The 20,623-nt window shown below is 61.7% G+C and carries 21 protein-coding genes and 1 pseudogene; 12 read left to right on the top strand and 10 right to left on the bottom strand.

The window, feature by feature from the left end:
* Positions 1–56 precede the first annotated feature (56 nt).
* A complete protein-coding gene (locus tag AB1E37_RS12145) occupies positions 57–1,157 on the top strand; it encodes an NADH:flavin oxidoreductase/NADH oxidase (protein WP_004176123.1) in 1,101 nt (366 codons plus the stop codon).
* A 231-nt stretch (positions 1,158–1,388) separates the two neighbouring features.
* Here AB1E37_RS12145 and AB1E37_RS12140 read toward each other — a convergent pair whose 3' ends face one another.
* Together AB1E37_RS12140 and AB1E37_RS12135 are read right to left on the bottom strand one after the other, a co-directional pair.
* Positions 1,389–1,922 (bottom strand): hypothetical protein, encoded by a 534-nt coding sequence (locus AB1E37_RS12140; RefSeq protein WP_004179939.1) that lies wholly within the window; start codon positions 1,920–1,922, stop codon positions 1,389–1,391.
* Between the two features lie 64 nt (positions 1,923–1,986).
* Positions 1,987–2,877 carry a LysR family transcriptional regulator gene (locus AB1E37_RS12135; protein ID WP_004218747.1) on the bottom strand — a complete coding sequence of 297 codons (891 nt, stop codon included), beginning with the start codon at positions 2,875–2,877 and terminating at the stop codon, positions 1,987–1,989.
* 174 nt (positions 2,878–3,051) lie between these two features.
* On the opposite strand from AB1E37_RS12135, the gene AB1E37_RS12130 reads away from it, so the two are divergent.
* The gene (locus AB1E37_RS12130) at positions 3,052–4,029 is read left to right on the top strand and encodes a nitronate monooxygenase family protein (RefSeq protein WP_032447570.1); all 978 of its coding nucleotides are present in this window, start codon (positions 3,052–3,054) and stop codon (positions 4,027–4,029) included.
* A gap of 32 nt (positions 4,030–4,061) precedes the next feature.
* On the opposite strand, the gene hpxK is transcribed toward AB1E37_RS12130, so the two are convergent.
* The 7 genes from hpxK to hpxU all read right to left on the bottom strand — a co-directional run bounded on the left by hpxK (position 4,062) and on the right by hpxU (position 10,463).
* A complete protein-coding gene (hpxK, locus tag AB1E37_RS12125) occupies positions 4,062–5,321 on the bottom strand; it encodes an allantoate amidohydrolase (RefSeq protein ID WP_032447571.1) in 1,260 nt (419 codons plus the stop codon).
* Positions 5,318–6,559, bottom strand: coding sequence for an alanine--glyoxylate aminotransferase family protein (locus AB1E37_RS12120; protein WP_032447572.1), 1,242 nt, complete (start codon positions 6,557–6,559; stop codon positions 5,318–5,320). Before AB1E37_RS12120 ends, hpxK begins: the two co-directional genes overlap by 4 nt.
* Positions 6,560–6,574: 15 nt before the next feature.
* Positions 6,575–7,312: an amino acid ABC transporter ATP-binding protein gene (locus AB1E37_RS12115; RefSeq protein ID WP_004143660.1), complete on the bottom strand. Its 738-nt coding sequence runs from the start codon at positions 7,310–7,312 to the stop codon at positions 6,575–6,577.
* Complete coding sequence (locus AB1E37_RS12110; protein ID WP_004176118.1) at positions 7,293–7,949, bottom strand: amino acid ABC transporter permease; 657 nt, start codon at positions 7,947–7,949, stop codon at positions 7,293–7,295. The genes AB1E37_RS12115 and AB1E37_RS12110 overlap by 20 nt, the downstream gene beginning before the upstream one ends.
* Positions 7,949–8,614, bottom strand: coding sequence for an amino acid ABC transporter permease (locus AB1E37_RS12105; RefSeq protein ID WP_023313206.1), 666 nt, complete (start codon positions 8,612–8,614; stop codon positions 7,949–7,951). The genes AB1E37_RS12110 and AB1E37_RS12105 overlap by 1 nt, the downstream gene beginning before the upstream one ends.
* 9 nt (positions 8,615–8,623) lie before the next feature.
* Positions 8,624–9,409 carry a transporter substrate-binding domain-containing protein gene (locus AB1E37_RS12100; protein WP_032447573.1) on the bottom strand — a complete coding sequence of 262 codons (786 nt, stop codon included), beginning with the start codon at positions 9,407–9,409 and terminating at the stop codon, positions 8,624–8,626.
* Positions 9,410–9,623: 214 nt separating this feature from the next.
* Positions 9,624–10,463: a MurR/RpiR family transcriptional regulator HpxU gene (gene hpxU, locus AB1E37_RS12095; RefSeq protein ID WP_004176115.1), complete on the bottom strand. Its 840-nt coding sequence runs from the start codon at positions 10,461–10,463 to the stop codon at positions 9,624–9,626.
* A 179-nt stretch (positions 10,464–10,642) separates the two neighbouring features.
* Here hpxU and hpxW point away from each other — a divergent pair, with 179 nt between their 5' ends.
* From hpxW to AB1E37_RS12070, 5 genes are all read left to right on the top strand, one after another.
* Positions 10,643–12,229, top strand: coding sequence for an oxamate amidohydrolase (gene hpxW / locus AB1E37_RS12090; RefSeq protein WP_032447574.1), 1,587 nt, complete (start codon positions 10,643–10,645; stop codon positions 12,227–12,229).
* 10 nt (positions 12,230–12,239) lie between these two features.
* Positions 12,240–12,425 (top strand): oxalurate catabolism protein HpxX, encoded by a 186-nt coding sequence (gene hpxX / locus AB1E37_RS12085; RefSeq protein ID WP_004176113.1) that lies wholly within the window; start codon positions 12,240–12,242, stop codon positions 12,423–12,425.
* Positions 12,422–13,819, top strand: a complete 1,398-nt coding sequence (locus AB1E37_RS12080; protein ID WP_032447576.1) for an AtzE family amidohydrolase — start codon at positions 12,422–12,424, stop codon at positions 13,817–13,819. The genes hpxX and AB1E37_RS12080 overlap by 4 nt, the downstream gene beginning before the upstream one ends.
* Positions 13,816–14,202, top strand: coding sequence for an oxalurate catabolism protein HpxZ (gene hpxZ / locus AB1E37_RS12075; protein ID WP_002905421.1), 387 nt, complete (start codon positions 13,816–13,818; stop codon positions 14,200–14,202). Before AB1E37_RS12080 ends, hpxZ begins: the two co-directional genes overlap by 4 nt.
* A gap of 85 nt (positions 14,203–14,287) precedes the next feature.
* Positions 14,288–14,710 carry a GNAT family N-acetyltransferase gene (locus AB1E37_RS12070; protein ID WP_004212128.1) on the top strand — a complete coding sequence of 141 codons (423 nt, stop codon included), beginning with the start codon at positions 14,288–14,290 and terminating at the stop codon, positions 14,708–14,710.
* A gap of 37 nt (positions 14,711–14,747) precedes the next feature.
* Here AB1E37_RS12070 and asd read toward each other — a convergent pair whose 3' ends face one another.
* The gene (gene asd / locus AB1E37_RS12065) at positions 14,748–15,866 is read right to left on the bottom strand and encodes an aspartate-semialdehyde dehydrogenase (protein WP_014907567.1); all 1,119 of its coding nucleotides are present in this window, start codon (positions 15,864–15,866) and stop codon (positions 14,748–14,750) included.
* 201 nt (positions 15,867–16,067) lie between these two features.
* Here asd and AB1E37_RS12060 point away from each other — a divergent pair, with 201 nt between their 5' ends.
* The 5 genes and pseudogenes from AB1E37_RS12060 (at position 16,068) to fabF (ending at position 20,623) form a co-directional block, all read left to right on the top strand.
* The gene (locus AB1E37_RS12060; RefSeq protein WP_032447577.1) at positions 16,068–16,190 is read left to right on the top strand and encodes a hypothetical protein; all 123 of its coding nucleotides are present in this window, start codon (positions 16,068–16,070) and stop codon (positions 16,188–16,190) included.
* Positions 16,187–16,744: a helix-turn-helix domain-containing protein gene (locus AB1E37_RS12055; protein ID WP_032447578.1), complete on the top strand. Its 558-nt coding sequence runs from the start codon at positions 16,187–16,189 to the stop codon at positions 16,742–16,744. Before AB1E37_RS12060 ends, AB1E37_RS12055 begins: the two co-directional genes overlap by 4 nt.
* Positions 16,728–17,771, top strand: a complete 1,044-nt coding sequence (locus tag AB1E37_RS12050) for an HlyD family secretion protein (protein ID WP_032447579.1) — start codon at positions 16,728–16,730, stop codon at positions 17,769–17,771. The genes AB1E37_RS12055 and AB1E37_RS12050 overlap by 17 nt, the downstream gene beginning before the upstream one ends.
* The gene (locus AB1E37_RS12045) at positions 17,768–19,330 is read left to right on the top strand and encodes a DHA2 family efflux MFS transporter permease subunit (RefSeq protein ID WP_015958439.1); all 1,563 of its coding nucleotides are present in this window, start codon (positions 17,768–17,770) and stop codon (positions 19,328–19,330) included. The genes AB1E37_RS12050 and AB1E37_RS12045 overlap by 4 nt, the downstream gene beginning before the upstream one ends.
* Before the next feature lie 19 nt (positions 19,331–19,349).
* Positions 19,350–20,623: pseudogene (fabF, locus tag AB1E37_RS12040) on the top strand (beta-ketoacyl-ACP synthase II).

Raw genomic sequence — 20,623 nt, 5'->3', positions numbered from 1 at the left:
ATAAACAGCAACTGTCCGTCCCCTGCACGACCACGTTTAACATTTACGAGGTATTCATGAGTCATCTTTTTAGCGCGACGCGAATTGGTCAACTCACCCTTGATAACCGTATCGTTATCGCCCCGATGTGTCAGTACTCCGCCGACGAGGGTAAGGCGACCTCCTGGCACCGGATCCATCTTGGCCAACTGGCTTTCTCCGGCGCCGGCCTGTTAATTCTGGAGGCCACGGCGGTAGAGCCTGCGGGGCGTATCTCCCCGGGGGATCTGGGGCTGTGGGATGATGAAACCGAAAACGCCCTGCGCGGCGTAGTCGAAGATATTCGGGCCTGGTCGCCGATCCGTCTGGGGATCCAGCTGGGTCATGCCGGACGCAAAGCATCCTGCGCCGCCCCGTGGCAGGGAGGCCATCAGCTGGCGCTCAACGATGGTGGCTGGCAGACCGTCGCCCCTTCCGCCGTGGCGTTTCACGATGGCGATCGCGCCCCCGCTGAACTGAGCCATGCCGATATGGCGCGCATCAAAGCGGCCTTCGTCGCCAGCGCGCTGCGCGCCCAGCGGCTGGGCTTTGAGCTGATTGAACTGCACGCCGCCCACGGCTATCTGCTGCACCAGTTTCTCTCGCCGCTCAGCAACCAGCGCCGCGACGAGTACGGCGGTTCGCTGGAGAACCGAATGCGCTATCCGCTGGAAGTCTTTAAGGCGATCCGCGAGGCAGTGGGCAACACCATGGCGGTGGGCGTCAGGCTGTCGGCTACCGACTGGGTCGAAGGCGGCTGGGACTGCGAGCAGTCCATTAAGTTTAGCCAGCAGCTGGAAACGCTGGGCAGTGACTATATTCACGTCTCCAGCGGCGGTTTGTCGCCGCAGCAGGCGATCACCGTTGGGCCGGGATACCAGTTGCCTTTCGCCCGCGATATTCGCCAGCAGGTAGCCATCCCGGTGATTGGCGTGGGGCTGATCACCGACCCGCAGCAGGCGGAAGCGGCGCTGGAGAATGGCGATGCCGACCTGATCGCCCTCGCCCGCGCGGTACTCTACGATCCGCACTGGCCGTGGCACGCTGCGGCCAGCCTTGGCGCCCAGGTCCGTGTGCCGTCGCAGTATTTGCGCTCGGAGCCGCATGGCCTGAAAGGCACCCTGCTGCCAAACCGTTGAACCCACGGCGGGCATAAAAAAGGGGTATCGTAAGATACCCCTGAGCAGGATGTTATTGCGGTCCATGTGCCGGGCGGCGGCGACACCTTGCCCGGCCTACAAAAGGGTGATACCCGGTCATTGCGCAGCCAACGCGCTCCTGCGTAGGCAGCGCAAGCGCAGCGCCGCCGGGCAATCTATCAGGCTCCGCTCCCTATATTTCCGGGCGGCGGGTCAGGCAAACACCGCGAGTTACTGCTGTGCGGCAGGCGGCGCGGCGTTCTGTTTATCCTTCGCGATACTGTCCTGGATGGCTTTGGTTTTGCTCGCCGCTTCAGCCGAGAGCTGATTGGCGTCACCGATGGCGTTGTCTTTGATCTGACCCGCCTCTTTGACTATGCGGTCACTTTCCTGCTTTGCGTTCTGCTTCACCGCATCGGCTTGGGCTTTCGCCTGCTGGGCGATGGCGTCCGCCTTCTTGTCCGCCTCGGCCTTGATGGCGCTGGCCTGATCCTTCAGGCGATCGGCCTCGGCGTCAGCCTGGCTTTTCAGCGTATCGATTTGTTTATCCGCATCCTGTTTAATTGCCTGCGCTTTATCCGCCGCGGCATCCTTCATCTGCTCCGCATTATCTTTAGCCTTATCCAGTTTGTTATCAACTTTCGACGCATCGTCGCAGCCAAACAGGGTCAGGCACAGGGCGGAAGCGAGTAGTGTTTTATTCCAGAGTTTCATCAGCATTCCCTTACAGGTTAAGTCGTTATCCAGCTTTGTGATTCGTTGCATTAATAGCATTCACATTTTATATATAAACGCTCAGCCGATAGAGTCAAGGCGACAGCGCCGATTGTCAGTCCAGGGTCGCTACCAGCCCCTGCAGCCAGTCGGCAAAGACCCGAACCTTATGCGAGAGATGACGGTGCGGATAGAGCAGCGACAACGGTCGACGCGGCGCCGGAAAGTCCGGCAAAACTTCCACCAGTTGCCCGCTGTCGATATAAGGTTGCAAAAAGAAACGCATCCCCTGCAGCATCCCCAGCCCCGCCAGCCCGGCAGCAGTAAAGACTTCAGAGTTGTCCAGCACCAGTTTACCGGGAATGGCGATCTGCCTGATGCCCTCCGGGGTCTGGAATCGCCAGGGCATAATCTGCCGGCTGCTGCTGTTCACCCAGTTCACCGCCAGATGCGACTGCAGGTCCTCCAGCGTCGCGGGCGCCCCATAGCGCGCCAGATAGCCCGGACTGGCGCAGGTGGTTAACGCCACCTCCCCCAGTGAACGCGCCACATAGTCGCCATCCTCAAGATCCCCCACCCGCAGCAGGCAATCCAGACCATCGCGCAGCATATCCCGGCGTACGTCGGAGCTGCTGAGGACAATCTCCACCTCCGGATGGGCCTGATAAAAATCCGGCAGATGCGGGATCACCAGCAGCCGGGCAAAGGCGATCGGCATATCAACGCGCAGCTGACCGCGGATCGGCCGGTCCGGCGCGAACGACTCCAGCAGATCGTCGGCCTGGGAGAGCAACGGTTTGCTGCGACGATAAAACTCTTCCCCCTCCGGCGTAAGATACAGACGCCGGGTGGTGCGCTGCAGCAGCCGGACCCCGCTCTCCTGCTCCAGCTGCTGCAGTGCTTTGGTCACCGCCGGTCGGTGGATCTGCAAATTTTCCGCCGCCTGGGCAAAGCTGCCGGCATCGACGATTTCAATAAAAATTTTAATATTTTCAAACAGATTCATTTGCATGATGGCCCGCCTCCCACCTCTTCATCAGTTCACATTATTACTAATTTAATAATAGTGATGAAAGTTTTTGCTCATTTTTTAAAACAATAAAGACGCCTACACTGCCCTCATTGCCGCATCGCTGGGGCGAACACATTTATAACTTATTAACATACAAGGAAAAATAGCATGCAACCTAACCGCGTCGCCCGCATTCTGGGTATTGAAAAACCGGTGGTCCAGGGGCCCCTCTCCTGGCTAACCGATGCTCGTCTGGTGGCGGCCGTCGGCAACGCCGGTGGGCTTGGCGTGCTGGGCCCGAACGCCGGACTGACGGCGGCAACCGCCGTCTCCACCCCGGAGGCCACCGCCGAGAAAATGCGCGAAGAGATCCGCAAAACCAAACAGCTGACGGAGAAACCCTTTGGCGTCAACCTGATCCCGACGGCGGAAAATGACATCTGGACGCCGGCGATCCTCCCGGTGATCAAAGAGGAAGGGGTTAAGGTGGTGGTCTACACCGGCTACGGCGACGGTTCGTTAAAACCGGCGCTGTTCGACGAACTGAAAGCCGCCGGGATCACCATTATCTATCGTGACATCAACCCGACGCCGGAGAACAGCCGCCGCGCGGAGCAGGCCGGAGCGGATATTATTGTCGCCACCGGCTTTGACGAAGGCGGCACGCTGCCGGGTACCGCCCTCGGGACCTTCACCATCGTCCCGCTGATCGTTGACGCGGTACAGCGGGTTCCGGTGATGGCCGCCGGAGGGATCACCGACGCCCGGGGCGCGCGCGCCGTTCATGCCCTGGGTGCGGAGGGCGTCTTCGCCGGTTCGGTATTTATCAGCACCATCGAAAGCCGGGTTCCCGACTCGGTGAAAGCGAAAATTGTGGCCGCCAACGGTCTGGATCTGCGCCTGTTCCGTACCCTGCCGGACTACTACCGCGCGCTGCCCGGCAAACTGAGCGACACACTGGTGGCCATGGACCGGGCCGGCGCCTCAAAAGCCGAGCTGGCCCAGGCGATGGGCGGGCTGCGCGGGATGCGGCTGGGCATGCTGGAGGGGAATACTGATGAGGGATATATCTCGGTGGGCGCGGGGATCGGCAACATCCGTGCCATCACCTCTGTGGCCGAGGTGGTCAACCAGCTGGCGGTGTAAAGCCGCCAGCCGGAGCACGGTGACCGGCGCGATCAGGCGTCGGCCACCTTCTCTACCGCCCGGGAGAACGCGTCGATAGCCAGCCCGACGTCGGCGGCGGTCACCGACTCCGCCGGGTGATGGCTGACGCCCCCCAGGCAACGCACAAACAGCATGGCCGATGGCCAGCGCTCGGCGATAGCGATGGCGTCATGCCCTGCGCCGCTCGGCAGCGTCAGCGAACGGCCCTGCACCGCCGTCACCGCCTCGCTCAGCACCGCCTGCAGGTGACGGTCGCAGGCGGTGGCGGCGATGCGATAATACTCCTCGGCGGCGAAACTCAGTTGGCGGCGCCCGGCAATGGCCTGCGCCTGCGCCAGTAGCTCATCCAGCAGCGCCGTCAGCGGCGCATCCTGCGGGCCGCGAATATCCAGCGTCAGCTGCACCTCGCCCGGTATCACGTTCACCGCGCCCGGCGCACAGCGCAGGGTGCCGACCGTCGCCACCAGGTTACCGCCGCGCTGCCGGGTCAGGTTTTCCACCTGCACCATCCATTCCGCCGCCGCGGCGAGGGCGTCCTTGCGATGTTGCATCGGCACCGTGCCGGCATGGCCAGCTTCGCCGGTAAAACGGCAGTTCAGCCGTCTGGCGCCGTTAATCGCCTCCACCACGCCGAGCGCCATCCCCGCCTGCTCCAGGCACGGCCCCTGCTCGATATGCAGTTCCAGATAGGCGGCGATATCCCGCGGGTGACGGGCCGCGTGGGCGATCCGCGCCGGATCGAGTCCGGCATTCACCAGCGCCTGGGCGACGCTCACCCCGTCGGTATCGCACTGTGACAGCCAGCTTTCAGGCCAGGTGCCGGTGACGCCGCGACTGCCGAGCAGGGTGATGCCAAAGCGGGTGCCCTCTTCATCGCCAAAGCCGACGATCTCGATTGCCTTCGCCAGCCGTCGCCCCTGCTGGTGCAGACGCTGGACCACCTCAATCGCCGCCAGCACGCCGAGCATGCCGTCGTAGCGTCCGGCGTTGCGCACGGTGTCAAGATGAGAGCCCAGCAGCAACGCCGGCGCCCCCTCCTGTTGTCCTTCATAACGTCCGCAGATGTTGCCGACGCTGTCCTGCCACACCATCATGCCGGCAGCCTGCATCCACTGCCCCACCAGCTGGTTGGCCTGCAGATGCTCGGGCGACAGATAGACCCGGGTCAGGGCGTCGGCGGTTTCGCTGAAGGCGGCCAGCCGATCGGCGCGGGCCATCACCCGGCTGGCCGCCGCCTCTCTCTCCGCCTGCTGGCGGACGGTGTCACTCATAGGGTGGCCTCGGTGCGGTAGTGATCCCAGGCCGCCTGCATCGCCGCGCCCTGAGTGGTGGTGAACCTGAGGTAGTTCAGGACCGCTTCCAGCGCGCTGAGCGTCTGCATCACGCAGTCTTTACGCGCGTTATAGCCCATGGTGCCAATGCGCCAGACTTTACCGTGCAGCGGACCAAACGAGGTGCCAATTTCAATGCCGAAATCTTCCAGCATCAGTTTGCGTACCTGATCGCCGTTGACCCCGTTGGGGATCACCACCCCCAGCACGTTATTCATTTTGTGCCGCAGGTCGCCAAAGATCTCGAGCCCCATCGCCTGGATGCCCTTCAGCAGCGCATCGCCGTGCAGTTTGTGGCGGGCGATGCCGTTGTCGAGTCCCTCCTGGAGGATCAGGCGCGCGCACTCCCGGGCGGCGAACAGCGCCGAGGTCGCTTCGGTATGGTGGTTAAGGCGCTCCGGCCCCCAGTAATCCATCACCATGCCGAGATCGAAATAGTTGGAGTAGATCATCTCGTCGACGCCATCGTGATGGGCATCGGTGCGGATCCCCTGCTCAATGCAGCGGCGGCGGCGGATGACCTCTTCCATCCGCGGGCTGAGGGTGATGGGCGAGGTGCCGGAAGGACCGCCCAGGCACTTCTGCATCCCGGCGGACACGGCGTCCAGCTGCCAGGCGTCGGTTTCCAGCGGGTTACCGCCGAGCGACGCGGTGGCGTCGGTATAGAACAGCACATCGTGACGACGGCAAATCTCCCCCAGCTCCGCCAGCGGCTGCAGCATGGTGGTGGAGGTATCGCCCTGCACGGTGAGCAGCAGGCGCGGCCGCACGCGCTTGATCGCATCCTCAACCTGATCCGGCGTAAAGACCTCGCCCCACGGCACCTCGATGGTGTGCACTTCTGCCCGGCAGCGACGCGCGATCTCGCACAGCAGATGACCAAACCGGCCGAACACCGGCACCAGCACCTTGTCACCGGGACGGATCGCCGACAGCAGAATCGCTTCGATCCCGGCGCGCGAGGTGCCGTCGACCAGCATCGTCCAGCGATTTTCGGTGCGAAACACGCCGCGGTAGAGCGCCATGACTTCATTCATGTAGTGGGTCATCGCCGGATCGTACTGGCCAACCAGCTGGCTCGACATGGCGCGCAGCACGCGCGGGTCGGCATTGATCGGCCCCGGCCCCATCAGCAGGCGCTGCGGCGGGTTAATTTGCGAAAACTGAGTGATATCCATCTGCCATTCCTTACGTTAGTTAAGACCGCGCACCGAGGAGATAAACTGTTTCAGTTCGCTGGTCTGCGGGCTGGCGAACAGCGTTTTGCTGTCGCCCTGCTCCCAGACGCGTCCCTGATGCATAAACACCACGCGGTCGCCCACTTCGCGGGCAAAATTCATTTCATGGGTGACGAGGATCAGCGTCATACCTTCCGCCGCCAGTTGCTCCAGCACCTTCAGCACTTCACCCACCAGTTCCGGGTCAAGCGCCGAGGTGATTTCGTCACAGAGCAAAACTTTCGGCGACATGGCCAGCGCCCGGGCAATGGCCACGCGCTGCTGTTGGCCGCCGGAGAGGTTGGCCGGGTAGTAATCCAGACGGTCGCCGAGCCCGACCTTCTCCAGCATCCGCTGCGCCAGCTCCCGGCATTCTGCCTGGGACTTCTTCAGCACCCGCCGCGGGGCCAGCATGACGTTCTCCAGCGCCGTCATGTGCGGAAAGAGATTAAAGTTCTGGAACACCATGCCGATGGAGCGGCTGATCTCCCGGGCCTGGGAATCGCGGTTGGTGATGGTCATGCCCCCGAGCTTGATGCTTCCCTCCTGGTAGCCCTCCAGACCATTGATACAGCGTAGCAGGGTGCTTTTACCCGAGCCGCTGCGGCCGATGATCGAGATCACTTCCCCCATGTCGATATCCAGATCGACGCCCTTCAGCACATGGTTGTCGCCGTAGTACTTCTGCATCTGATTAATGGTGATGAGAGGCATTGAATTTGTTCTCCAGATAGCGGCTGTAGCGGGACAGCGGATAGCACAGAATGAAATAGCCCAGCGCCACAAGGGCAAACACTTTAAATGGCTGATAAGTGACGTTGGTCAGCATCGTCCCTGCCTTGGTCAGCTCCACAAAGCCGATAATCGATGCCAGCGCCGTGCCTTTGATCACCTGTACGGCGAACCCGACGGTCGGCGCGATAGCAATGCGCAGCGCTTGCGGCGCCACCACCCGGTACAGGGTCTGGCCGAAGCTCAGCCCGAGACAGCGCGAGGCTTCCCACTGGCCTTTCGGCAGCGCGCGAATGCTGCCGAACCAGATATCCAGCAGAAAGGCGCTGGTGTAGAGCGTCAGGGCGACCGAGGCGGCGGTCCACGCCGAGACGTCAACCCCGAACAGCGCCACGCCAAAGAATGCCAGAAACAGCTGCATCAGCAGCGGCGTGCCCTGGAACAGCTCAATATACCCGCGGATCAGCCGTTTCACCTGGCGTCCGCCGGTGAGACGCAGCAGCAGTAACGGTAAGGTCACCAGCGCCCCGCCGGTGAACGCGACCAGCGACAGCAGCACCGTCCAGCGACCGGCCAGTAGCAGGTTGCGGATAATGTCCCAGTCAGTAAAAGTGGTCATCAGGCCTGTACCCCCAGCCATTTACGCCCCGCCGCCATCAGCAGCTGGCGCATCGCTATCGATAACGCTAAGTAGATCCCGGTGGCTACCAGATAGACCTCAAAGCTCAAAAATGTCCGCGACTGGATCAGGTTGGCGGCGAAGGTCAGCTCCTCATAGGAGACCTGGGACACCACTGACGAGCCGAGCATCACGATGATGCACTGGCTGACCAGCGCCGGATAAATCCGCTGCAGCGCCGGGGGCAATACGACGCGAACGAAGGTTTGCGTCCGGCTGAGCCCGAGCACGCGACCGGCTTCCCACTGGCCCTTCGGCGTCACCTGGATGCCGGCGCGGACGATCTCGGTGCTATAGGCGCCGAGGTTGACCACCATCGCCAGCAGCGCCGCTTCACCGGCGGTCATCTTCAGTCCGAGGTTCGGTAAACCAAAGACGATAAAAAAGAGCTGCACCACAAACGGCGTATTACGGATGATTTCCACATATCCGCCCCATACCCGGCTGAGCATTCCCGGGCGACCGCTGCGGATCGCCGCCCCGAGGATGCCGATCGCCAGTCCGCCGATCGTCGCCAGCACCGTCAACTGCACCGTCACCCACAGGCCGGCCAGCAGCTCCGGCCAGTGCGGCCAGAGCTCAGAGAAATGAAGTTGCTCCGTCATCCCCAGACCTTACGCGCCGAGGCTGGCAGGCAGTGGCGCTTTCAGCCACTTCTCAGACAGACCGTTGAGGGTGCCGTCCTTAATGCCCTGCTCAATGAGGGTATCCACTTTCGCCTTCAGCGCCGGTTCGTTCTTTTTCAGACCGATAAAGCACGGCGAGTCCTTCAGCATAAAGCTCGGCACCGGCGCTTTGTCGGCGTTCTGCCGGGAGATGGCCGCCACCACCAGATTGCCGGTGGCGACATACTGCACCTGACCGGACAGGTAAGCCGACAGCGTAGTGTTATTATCCTCGTAGCGCTTAATCTGCGCCGCCTGCGGCGCCACGCTGGTCAGTACCATATCTTCCACCGCCCCGCGGGTCACCCCGATGCTTTTGCCGCTCAGCGCGGCCGCGTCCTTCAGTTCCGCCCCTTTCGGGCCAAACACGCCGAGGAAGAACGGGGCGTAGGCGCGGCTGAAGTCGATCACCTTCTCGCGCTCGGCGTTCTTGCCGAGGCTGGAGATCACCAGGTCCACCTTATCGGTCTGCAGATACGGCACGCGGTTGGCGCTGGTCACCGGGACCAGCTGCAGCTTGAGCTTCATCGATTTCGCCAGATAGCGCGCCATATCGATGTCATACCCCTGCGGCTGCAGGTCGGTGCCCACCGAGCCGAACGGTGGAAAGTCCAGGGGTACGGCAATGCGGATGACGCCGCGTTTTTCAATATCCTGGAGCTGGTCAGCCTGCGCGGCAGAAACAGACGATAGGAGACAAGCGGCCCCGGCCAGCGCGATCAACAGTTTCTTCATGATGTTTACCCGTTACGTTAGCATGAAACAAAAGATTCTTTGAATCTGTTTTTGCAACTAATGTGCCAGATACAGACGAGGCGAGGGTTGGCGAGGAATTAAAACAAAAAGTGAGAAAGGACAAGCGTTAACGGAAAAGTGTTCAGAGAGCGGCGGCGCCATGACGTGGTTTTTATTGCACCATAATAATGCACAGCACCACGCTGGCGCCCCATCAGCGTTGTTCCAGCTCGTCCAGCTGCTGGTAAAGCGTGGCGATATCGTGGATGCGCGGACGACCGCTGTCGAGCGTTTCATGGAGAAAGGCATTGGCCAGCAGATTAATCAGGCTGTTGACCGAGGCATAGCTATCGTAGGCGGAGACGCTGTCCAGCGGCGCGCAGAGCTGCCAGCGGGAGAGCGGAAACAGGCTGTGGGCCTGCGGCTCGCACATTAACAGGACCGGCACCCCGTCGCGCTGCAGCTGCTGCAGCAGCGGGCGTACTATTCGCGGCCGGCGGCGAAACGCCATCATTACCACCAGATCATCGGCGGTCAGATCGACCAGCTCTTCGCTGAGACTCTGACCCGGCTGGGGCAGCACCAGCACCTGGCCGCGGGCCTGCAGCAGCTGCTGGCGCAGATGCAGCGCCGCCGGATAGGCGTTGCGCATGCCAATCACCACAATGCGGCGGGCGGCCACCATCGCCGTCAGCGCCTCAGCGAACTGGCGGGCGTCGAGGGCGTTGACCCACTGGGTGAGGTTTGCCATCTCCTGCTTATAATGGCGCGCCAGCAGCGTGTTACCCTGCACCGCGTCGCGCTGGTCGGTGAGCGGCATCCCGCTCTGACGCAGAGTGCGCAGTTCATCGCGCATATCCTTATATTTGTCGTAACCGAGGCGCTTAAACAGCCGGCTGACGGTGGCTTTCGACACGCCGCTCAGCTGCGCCAGCTCGGCGCTGTTGTAGCTTATCAGGTCGTCAAAGTGGTCAAAGATGAAATCCGCCACCCGCTGCTCCTGCGGCGACAGCGAGGCGTATTGCCCTTTCAGTCGTTCATCGAGTTGTTGCATAGCGCCCCTGTAACTTTCGTTTCATCATCCATTCCTCATCATACTGTATCTGCTATGCCTTACACATAGCGTGCCAGTGGGAAAATTCTGGTCATCGTTTTTATCAATGAAACGAAACGTTCAGAGATGGAACAGCTTTTGCAGTGTTCTGCGGGTGATTCGTTCAGAAAGGATAATTTATGCACAGTAGCAACGTTTCGACCCACGGCATGGCGGTGGCCCCCCACCACCTCGCCAGTCAGAGCGCGCTGGCGATCCTGCGCGAGGGCGGCAGCGCCATTGAAGCGATGGTGGCTGCCGCGGCGGCCATCGCCGTCGTCTATCCCCATATGAATGGCCTCGGCGGCGATGGCTTCTGGCTGATCGTGCCGCCTGAGGGAGATCCAATCGCCATTGACGCCAGCGGGGCCGCCGGATCGCTGGCGACCCTCGAGGCCTACGCCGGACAGCGGCATATTCCCCACCGGGGACCGCAGGCCGCGCTGACCGTCGCCGGCACCGTCAGCGGCTGGGACGAGGCGCTGCGTATTTCTCGGGACTTAACCGGCCGCGCGCTGCCGGTGGCCCGCCTGCTGGCCGATGCGATCGGCTATGCCGAAGACGGCATTCCGGTCACTGCCTCGCAGGCCCACGCCACCGCCAGCAAACTGGAAGAGCTGCGCCATCAGCCGGGCTTCAGCGAAATCTGGCTGGTCGCGGGCGAGGCCCCGCGGCCCGGCAGCCGCTTCCGCCAGCCCGCCCTCGCCGGTACCCTGCGCATGCTGGCCAGCGACGGTCTCGACAGCTTTTATCGCGGGCCGCTGGCCGAGCGTCTGGCGCAGGGTATGGCCGCGCTGGGGATGCCTGTCACCCTCGGCGACCTGCAGGCCCACCGCGCCCGGCGTCCGGCGCCGCTGACGCTCCAGCACCAGCAGGGCACGCTGTGGAATCTTGCCCCACCCACGCAGGGGCTGGTATCGCTGGCGATCCTTGGCATCACCGACCGTCTGAAGATGGCCGATGCCGACGACGCGCAAACGGTGCACCGTATCGTCGAAGCCACCAAGCGGGCATTTGCCCTGCGCGATGCGCATATCACCGATCCGCGCCATCTGGATGTGGATGTACAGCAGTTGCTCACCCCGGAAGCCCTGCAGCCGCTGGCCAACAGCATCGACGACGCCAGCGCTTCCCCCTGGGGCGGCGGCAAAGGCCCGGGCGATACCGTCTGGATGGGCGTCGTGGATAACAGCGGACTGGCAGTGTCGTTTATTCAGAGTATCTATCACGAGTTCGGCAGCGGCGTGGTACTCCCGGACACCGGGATCGTCTGGCAAAACCGCGGGGCGGCCTTCAGCCTCGATCCGCAGCATCTCCTGGCGCTGGCCCCTGGCAAACAGCCATTCCACACCCTCAACCCTGCCGCCGCGCGCCTGAACGATGGCCGGGTGATGGTCTATGGCTCGATGGGCGGCGACGGTCAGCCGCAAACGCAGGCGGCGCTGTTTACCCGCTATATCCTGCAGGGGGTGCCGTTGCAGGAGAGCATCTCCCGTCCGCGCTGGCTGCTGGGCCGCACCTGGGGCCAGTCCTCCGACTCACTGAAGCTGGAGGGACGCTTTGCCCCCGCCTGTATCGCGCGCCTGCGCGAGCTGGGGCACGACGTAGAAGTGCTGGCCGATTTCAGCGAAGCGATGGGCCACGCCGGGGCCATTGTCCGCCATCCCAACGGTCTGCTTGAAGGGGCGACCGATCCACGCAGCAACGGCGCCGCCGCCGGGTACTAAGGAGCAGACCATGACCACACAGCCAGACTGGAGCGAGTATCTGACGCAGATGACTCACCTGTTGGATATGGAGCTGGATGCGCCGCGCCGTAAGGAGCTGGAGCGCCAGTTTGCCCGCATCGCCGCCATGGCGCAGCCGCTGATGGACTATCCCCTCGGGCCGCGCGAGGAGATTGCGGGGGTGTATAAAGCATGACTCTTCAACACTTCACCATTGCCGATCTCCAGCGTGCGCTGCACGAGGGCGAACTGAGCGCCCGGGAGATCGCCCGCCAGACGCTGGACGATATCGCCCGCGTGAATCCGCAGATCAACGCCTGGACCGAGGTCACCGCCCAGCGCATGCTGGCGGAGGCCGACAGCATCGACGCCCTGCGCCGGGAAAAGCGCCCCCTGCCGCCGCTGGCAGGGATCCCTTACGCAGTGAAAAATCTGTTTGATGTCGCCGGGCATACCACCCTCGCCGGCGCCGAACTGCTGAGCGACCGGCCGCCAGCGACCAGCGACAGCTGGGCGGTGCGCCAGCTGCACAGCGCCGGCGCCCTGCTCAGCGGGATGCTCAATATGGACGCCTACGCCTACGGCTTCACCACCGAAAACAGCCACTATGGCGCGACGCGCAACCCGCACGATCTGTCGCGGATCGCCGGCGGATCTTCCGGCGGTTCGGCCGCGGCGGTGGCGGCCGGACTGGTTCATTTCAGCCTCGGCAGCGACACCAACGGCTCGATCCGTGTCCCCGCGTCGCTGTGCGGGATCTTTGGCCTGAAACCCACTTTCGGGCGCCTGTCGCGCTCCGGCAGCCATCCGTTTGTCGCCAGTCTGGATCATATTGGTCCTTTTGCCCGCCGGGTGGCCGACCTCGCCGCGGTGTATGACGCCCTGCAGGGGCGCGACCCGGCCGATGACTTTCAGGCTGATAAAGCCAGCGAGCGCACCGGCAACCTGCTGGATCGCGGACTGGAGGGGCTGCGCTGCGCGCGGCTGGGGGGCTATTTCACCACCTGGTGCGATGACGACGCCCGGGCGGCCGTGGATCTGGTCGCCCACGCGCTGGGCGCCGACAGCGAGCTACAGTTCGCGGATGCCGCCCTGGCCCGCTCGGCGGCCTTTATCATCAGCGCCAGCGAAGGCGGCAATCAGTACCTGACGGATCTTCGCCACTCGCCCGAGCGCTTTGAACCTCACTCCCGCGAGCGGCTGCTGGCCGGCGCGATGATCCCCTCCGCGTGGTATCTGCAGGCTCAGCGTTTTCGCCGTCATGCTCGCCAGGCAATGAAATCCCTGTTCAGCCAGGCCGACGTGCTGATCGCCCCGGCCACCCCATGCAGCGCCACGCCAATAGGCGCGGAGGAGATGGTGATTAACGGCCAGCCGCTGCCGGTGCGCGCCAGCATGGGAATGCTGACGCAGCCGATCTCCTTCCTCGGCCTGCCGGTGGTGACCGTGCCCCTGCGTACCGCCAGCGGCAAGCCGATTGGCCTGCAGCTGATTGCCGCGCCGTTTAACGAACAAGCCTGTCTTCGCGCCGCGCGGGCGCTGGAAGCGATGGGCATTACCGATGCCCGAGTGGCGGAGAGTGCAGCATGATCAATCTGGATAATGTAGACCGCCCGGCGATCCTCGCCGAGGTGACGGCGGCGTTTTATCAGTATGAAGAGGCGCTGGTCAGCAATAACATCGAGGCGCTGGATGCGCTGTTCTGGCACGACCCGCGCACCGTACGGCTGGGAGCCGGCGAAAATCTGTATGGCATCGAGGCGATCCGCGCCTTTCGCGCCGCCCGCCCCGCCGCCGGTCTGGCCCGCGATCTGCGCCATACCACCATTACCACCTTTGGTGCGGATATGGCGGTGTGCAGCACCGAGTTCACCCGCGAGGGCAGCGCCCGCCTGGGCCGCCAGCAGCAGACCTGGGTACGCTTCCCCTACGGCTGGCGGATTGTCGCCGCCCAGGTCAGTCTGATGGACTGAGTGGAGTATACGGGAGCGGACCGGAGACTAAGGTATCCGCCGGCCCGCTTCCGGTCCGGTAACATGCTATTTGGAGTCGAAGATCATGGTGTTCATCAGAGCGGCTGAAGCAGAAGATATCCCCTCGCTGCAAACGCTATTTCTGCAGCTGGGTTATCAGACGGAGACGGCGATCTTAGCGCAACGCATCACTGCCCCGCAGAGCATGATGAGTGCGCTGGTGGCGGAAACAGAAAACGCCGTGTGTGGCGTAATCGTTATCAATTTTATTTTACCGGTACATGAGAACCGTTTATGGGCATTAATTTCCGCGCTGGTCATCGAGGAATCGTCACGTGGATCAGGGATAGGCCAGCAGCTTCTCCAGGCCGCAGAGCGCCTCGCCCGCGATAAACAATGCGCTCAGATCGAACTTTCAAGTAGTGAAAAAAGAATCAGAGCGCATCAATTTTATGAAAATAACGGCTACAAGGAGGTTCGCAAACGCTTCGTTAAACATTTGTCTTAACCGCCTGCGCGCGAGGGCTTTCCCCGGATGACCGTAACTATATTTTGCCCAGCAGGATATTTAACATGCGGCGCAGGGGCTCCGCAGCGCCCCACAATAGCTGATCGCCAACCGTTAACACCGAGTAGACTGGGTCATTATTTAGCGACATTTTCTTGTAGCGGCCAATACCTACCTGCAGCGAACCACTAATAGCAGCCGGGGTCAATTTACTGACACTCTCTTGCTTATTATTGCGGACATAGTTTACCCACGGATGGGAATGGGTGACTAACTCAGCAAATTCTGCTTCGCTGACCTCACGTTTAAGTTTCAGCGTAATCGCCGCGCTGTGACAGCGGATCACCCCGACCCGAATGCATAAACCATTGACCGGGATGGTACCCGGCGCAAGGCCAAGAATTTTATTAGTTTCCGCCTCGCCCTTCCATTCTTCGCGGCTGTTTCCATCGCCCAGATCGCTGTCGATCCACGGAATGATGCTGCCCATGAGGGGGACGCCAAAATTCTCCACCGGCATGCCCGCGCTGTTAATCAACTCACTCACTTTATTTACCAATGGCAGCACGGAACCTGATGATGTCAGTTCATCCGCAGATAAATGCTGACTGATATACGCGCTTTGCGCGATTAATTCCCGCACCTGTTTGGCGCCCGCCCCGGAGGCAGACTGATAGGTCATCACGCTCATCCATTCGATAAGATCCGCTTTTATCAGCCCGGCCAACCCCATCAGGCTCAGCGTAATGGAGCAGTTGCCGCCGACAAACAGTTTAATTCCCGCTTTTACCGCACTATCGATATTTTCGCGGTTGACCGGGTCGAGAATAATGCAGGCTTTTTCATCCATCCGCAGCGCCGAAGCCGCATCAATCCAGTAACCTTGCCAGCCATGGTTAATTAACGCCGGATAGATGGCTTTGGTATAATCCCCGCCCTGACAGGTGATGATGATATCCATTTCGGCGAGTGCGCTAAGGGAATTCGCATCTTTCAGCCTGTCGCTTTTACCATTAATAACCGGGCCCGGGGCACCCGCACTGGAGGTACTAAAAAAATGCGCTGTAATATCGTCGAAATCATTTTCTTCGATCATGCGTTGCAACAATACTGAACCCACCATCCCTCGCCAACCAACAATACCCACCTGCTTCATTTATTTAACCTTTATAAGTTATGAGAATGTTAATTTGAGTGTCGCCATACCTTATATCGTATCCCCCAATAAAGGTCATTACCCAGCACATCGATTTTTATCATTATTAAAATGTTTCATCTGCCATCAGCGATATTTATCTCTTATTACGGTCAAGCAGATATAAGGCGGCGGCGACTGTCCAGTTTTCGGCATTCAAAGGTGAAACGGCGTAGCGAAACGGCAACAGCTTCTTCTCTGGGTACCATGAAGAGTAACTTGCATTTTGATAGTTACTATGTCAATTTGCTGGCAAAAGCCACCTGGTTACTGGACAGCCAATGAAAAATGAACCGCTTTGCCACGCTCCCTGCCCCATCGCCCGCAGCCTTGGCCGCATCGGCGACAGCTGGAGCATCATGATCCTGCGTGACGCCTTCGCGGGCTTTACCCGCTTTGACGAGTTCCAGAAAAGCAGCAACGTCGCGCCCAATATTCTGTCGCGCCGCCTGAAGGCGCTGGTCGACGACGGGCTGCTGGAGAAGGTGTGCTACAGCAGCACCCCGCCGCGCTACGAATACCACCTCACGCCGCGCGGCCGCGATTTCCGCATGGTGCTGCTGGCGCTGGCGGAATGGGGTAACCGCCACTTCGCCCCCGATGGGCGTCAGATGCAGCTGGTGGAAATGGCAACCCAGCGCCACGTGGAGCCAGTCATGGTGGATAAAGCGACTGGGGAAGAGATTATCCCGGGTAAATACGCCATGGTGCCGGGCCCCGCCGCCTCGCCGCTGATGAAATATCGTCATGAATATCTGCTGCGCAAACGCGAAGGCGATAGCGGACAAAAATTCCAACCGGAACCTTACAGAGATGCCAGCAATGAATCCGGCCAGTAAGAAAAATATTCTTGTCCTGGCGGCCCTGGGCGCTGCCGCCCTGGCGGCAGCGAGCTACGGCGCTTACTGGTGGCATACCGGGCGCTTTATGCAGACCACCGATGATGCCTATGTCGGCGGCGACATTAGCGCCATCTCCAGCAAAGTCTCCGGCTATATCCAGCAGCTAGCGGTGCAGGACAATATGGCGGTGAAAAAAGGTGACCTGTTGATCCGCATTGACGACCGCGATTATCGCGCCGCCCTCGCGAAAGCCGCCGGAGAAGTGGCGGCGCAGCAGGCCGCGCTGGCCGATATCCAGGCTACCCGCCAGCTTCAGCAGGCGACCATTGCCGGCTCTGCGGCCTCGTTACTGGCCGCCACGGCGGCAACCGAAAAACTGGCTAACGACAACCGACGCTATAACGCCCTGGCCGCGTCGAGCGCGATTTCCGCACAGATCCGCGATAACGCCTCCGCCGATTATCGCCGGGCGCACGCCGAGCAGGAGAAGGCCAAAGCGGATAAAACCGTGGCCGAACGTCAGCTGGCGGTGCTGGATGCTCGCCAGCAGCAAATCCTGGCTGCCCTGGCGCAGGCCCAGGCTAACCTCGAGATGGCCAGGCTGAACCTCAGCTATACCGACATTCGCGCACCGTTCGATGGGGTGATTGGCAACCGCCGCGCGTGGTACGGCTCCTTCGTCAGCAGCGGTACGCAGCTGCTCTCCCTGGTACCCGCGCACGGCCTGTGGATTGACGCTAACTTCAAGGAAAACCAGCTGGCGCATATGCGTGCCGGCCAGCCGGTGACCATCGTCGCCGATGTGCTGCCGAACCATACCTTTAAGGGGCATGTCGCCAGCCTGGCGCCGGCGACCGGCTCACGCTTCAGCATTCTGCCGGCGGAGAACGCGACCGGGAATTTCACTAAAATCGTGCAGCGGGTGCCGGTCCGCATTGCGCTGGAAGGTGACGGGGCAAAGCTTGACGTCCTGCGCCCGGGACTGTCGGTGATCGTCACCGTGAACGAAAAGAGCCCTCGATGAGTACCGTTCAGGCGCTGTCCGCCCCGCAGGGTCTGTCGATGCCGACGGCGAAGAAGATCTTCGCCTTCGCCAGCATGTGCGTGGGGATGTTTATTGCCCTTATCGACATCCAGATCGTCTCCGCCTCGCTGCGGGATATTGGCGGCGGCCTGTCGGCGGGCGACGATGAAACCGTCTGGGTACAAACCAGCTACCTGATCGCCGAGATCATTATTATCCCGCTTTCCGGCTGGCTGGCCCGGGTCATGTCGACCCGCTGGCTGTTTGCCGCTTCCGCGGCGGGCTTCACGCTGATGAGCCTGCTGTGCGGCTGGGCGTGGAACATCCAGAGTATGATCGCCTTCCGCGCCCTGCAGGGACTGGCGGGCGGGTCGATGATCCCCCTGGTGTTCACCACCGCTTTCGCCTTTTTTCAGGGCAAACAGCGGGTTATTGCCGCGGCGACGATCGGCGGCCTGGCCTCCCTCGCCCCTACGCTGGGTCCAACGGTGGGCGGCTGGATCACCGAAAACTACAACTGGCACTGGCTGTTCTTTATCAACGTTGTTCCGGGGATTTACATCGCGGTGGCAGTGCCGCTACTGGTAAAAGTAGACAGCGCCGACCCCACTCTGCTGCGCGGCGCCGACTATCTCAGTATTCTGCTGCTGGCCTTGTCCCTCGGCTGCCTGGAATATACCCTCGAAGAAGGTCCGCGCTGGGGCTGGTTTGATGACGCGACCCTGACGACCACCGCCTGGGTCGCCCTGCTCTGCGGCGTGGCCTTTGTTATCCGCACCCTGCGCCATCCGCAGCCGGTGATGGATCTCCGCGCCCTGCAGGATCGAACCTTCAGCCTCGGCTGCTATTTCTCGTTTATGGCCGGCGTCGGCATCTTCGCCACCATCTATTTAACCCCGCTGTATCTGGGGAGCGTGCGCGGTTTCAGTGCGCTGGAGATCGGCCTGGCGGTATTTTCCACCGGTCTGTTCCAGGTCATGTCTATTCCGTTTTATTCGTGGCTCGCCAACCGCGTCGATCTGCGCTGGCTGCTGATGGCCGGGCTGATCGGCTTTGCGGTGTCAATGTACAGCTTTGTTCCGATCACTCACGACTGGGGGGCGGACCAGTTGCTGCTCCCGCAGGCCTTTCGCGGACTGGCGCAGCAGTTTGCCGTCGCGCCAACGGTGACCCTGACGCTGGGCAGCCTGCCGCCCGCGCGCCTGAAGCTGGCCTCCGGGCTGTTTAATCTGATGCGCAACCTCGGGGGCGCCATCGGCATCGCCCTGTGCGGGACGGTGCTTAACGACAGAACCAATCTGCACTATAGCCGCCTGGCGGACCATCTGAATAACGCTAACCTGGCAATGAGCGATTTTGTTCAGCGCAGCGCGGCAAACTTCACCGTCCAGGGGATCTCGCCGGATGCCGCGCAGACGGCGGCGCTGAAAAATCTTTCCGCGCTGGCGCTACGGGAGGCGCGAACCCAGGCATTTTCCGATGCTTTCTACCTCATCATGATGGGTTTTTTACTTGCCGCGCTGCTGGTTCCCTTGATGAAAAAGCCGCCGGCACACTGATACTACAGGAGAGTTAACTATGGGCGTTTCCGTTAAACGCATTGTCGTCACCGGGATGGGGATTGTCAGCCCGCTGGGCTGCGGCGTACAGCACGTCTGGCAGTCGCTGCTGGCAGGTAAATCAGGGATCACCCGACTCAGCGAGCAGCTGGTCGCGGATATTCCCTGCAAAGTGGCCGGCCAGGTGCCGTCCATTGACAGCGATCCGCTGCACGGCTTCGACCCGCTGGCGACCATCCCGGCGAAAGAGCGCAAAAAAATGGATCGCTTTATTGAGTTTGCGCTGGTCGCCGCGCGCGAAGCGCTGACCCAGGCCGGTTGGACGCCGGCATCAGCGGCCGAACAGGAACGTACCGCCACGGTGATCGCCACCGGGATCGGTGGCTTTAGCGAGATCGCCAATGCGGTACATACCACCGATGAACGCGGGCCGCGTCGTCTCTCGCCGTTCACTATCCCCTCTTTTCTGGCCAACCTGGCCGCCGGGCATGTGTCTATCGCCCACGGCTTCCGGGGCCCCATCGGCGCGCCGGGCACCGCCTGCGCAGCGGGTGCCCAGGCCATCGGCGATGCAGCGCGGATGATCCGCAGCGGCGAGGCGGATATTGCCCTCTGCGGCGGCGCGGAAGCGGCAATTCATCGCGTTAGCCTGGCCGGGTTTGCCGCGGCAAGGGCGCTGTCCAGCGCCTACAGCGCCAGCCGGAAAGCGCTTCCCGCCCCTTTGACCGTGACCGCGATGGTTTTGTGATGGGAGAAGGCGCCGGGCTTATTGTGATCGAATCTCTGGAGCACGCGCTGGCGCGCGGCGCCACGCCGCTGGCCGAGCTGGTGGGCTACGGCACCAGCGCAGATGCTTATCACCTGACCGCAGGCCCGGAAGACGGGAACGGCGCACGTCGGGCCATGGAGATCGCTATTCGCCAGGCCGGGGTGACCGTCGAAGAGATTGATCATATCAACGCCCACGCCACCTCGACGCAGGTCGGTGATAAAGGTGAACTGGCGGCGATTAAAACGCTGTTTGGCGTCCATCCGGTCGCCATTACCTCGACGAAATCCGCCACCGGCCATCTGTTAGGCGCGGCCGGCGGGATCGAGGCCATCTTCACCATTCAGGCGCTGCGTGACCAGGTGGTGCCGCCGACGCTGAACCTGCATCACCCCGATGAAGAGGCGGCAGGTCTCAATCTGGTGGCGCTGCAGGCCCGCCCACAGAAGATGCGTTACGCGCTGTCGAACGGTTTTGGCTTTGGCGGCGTTAACGCCAGCCTGCTGCTGAAACGCTGGGAATAA

Source organism: Klebsiella sp. Shm-1, assembly GCF_040804525.1.
GTDB classification, from domain to species: domain Bacteria; phylum Pseudomonadota; class Gammaproteobacteria; order Enterobacterales; family Enterobacteriaceae; genus Klebsiella; species Klebsiella pneumoniae.
Note: the sequence above shows the minus strand (reverse complement) of the source record. Positions and strands in the feature narration are given on the sequence as shown.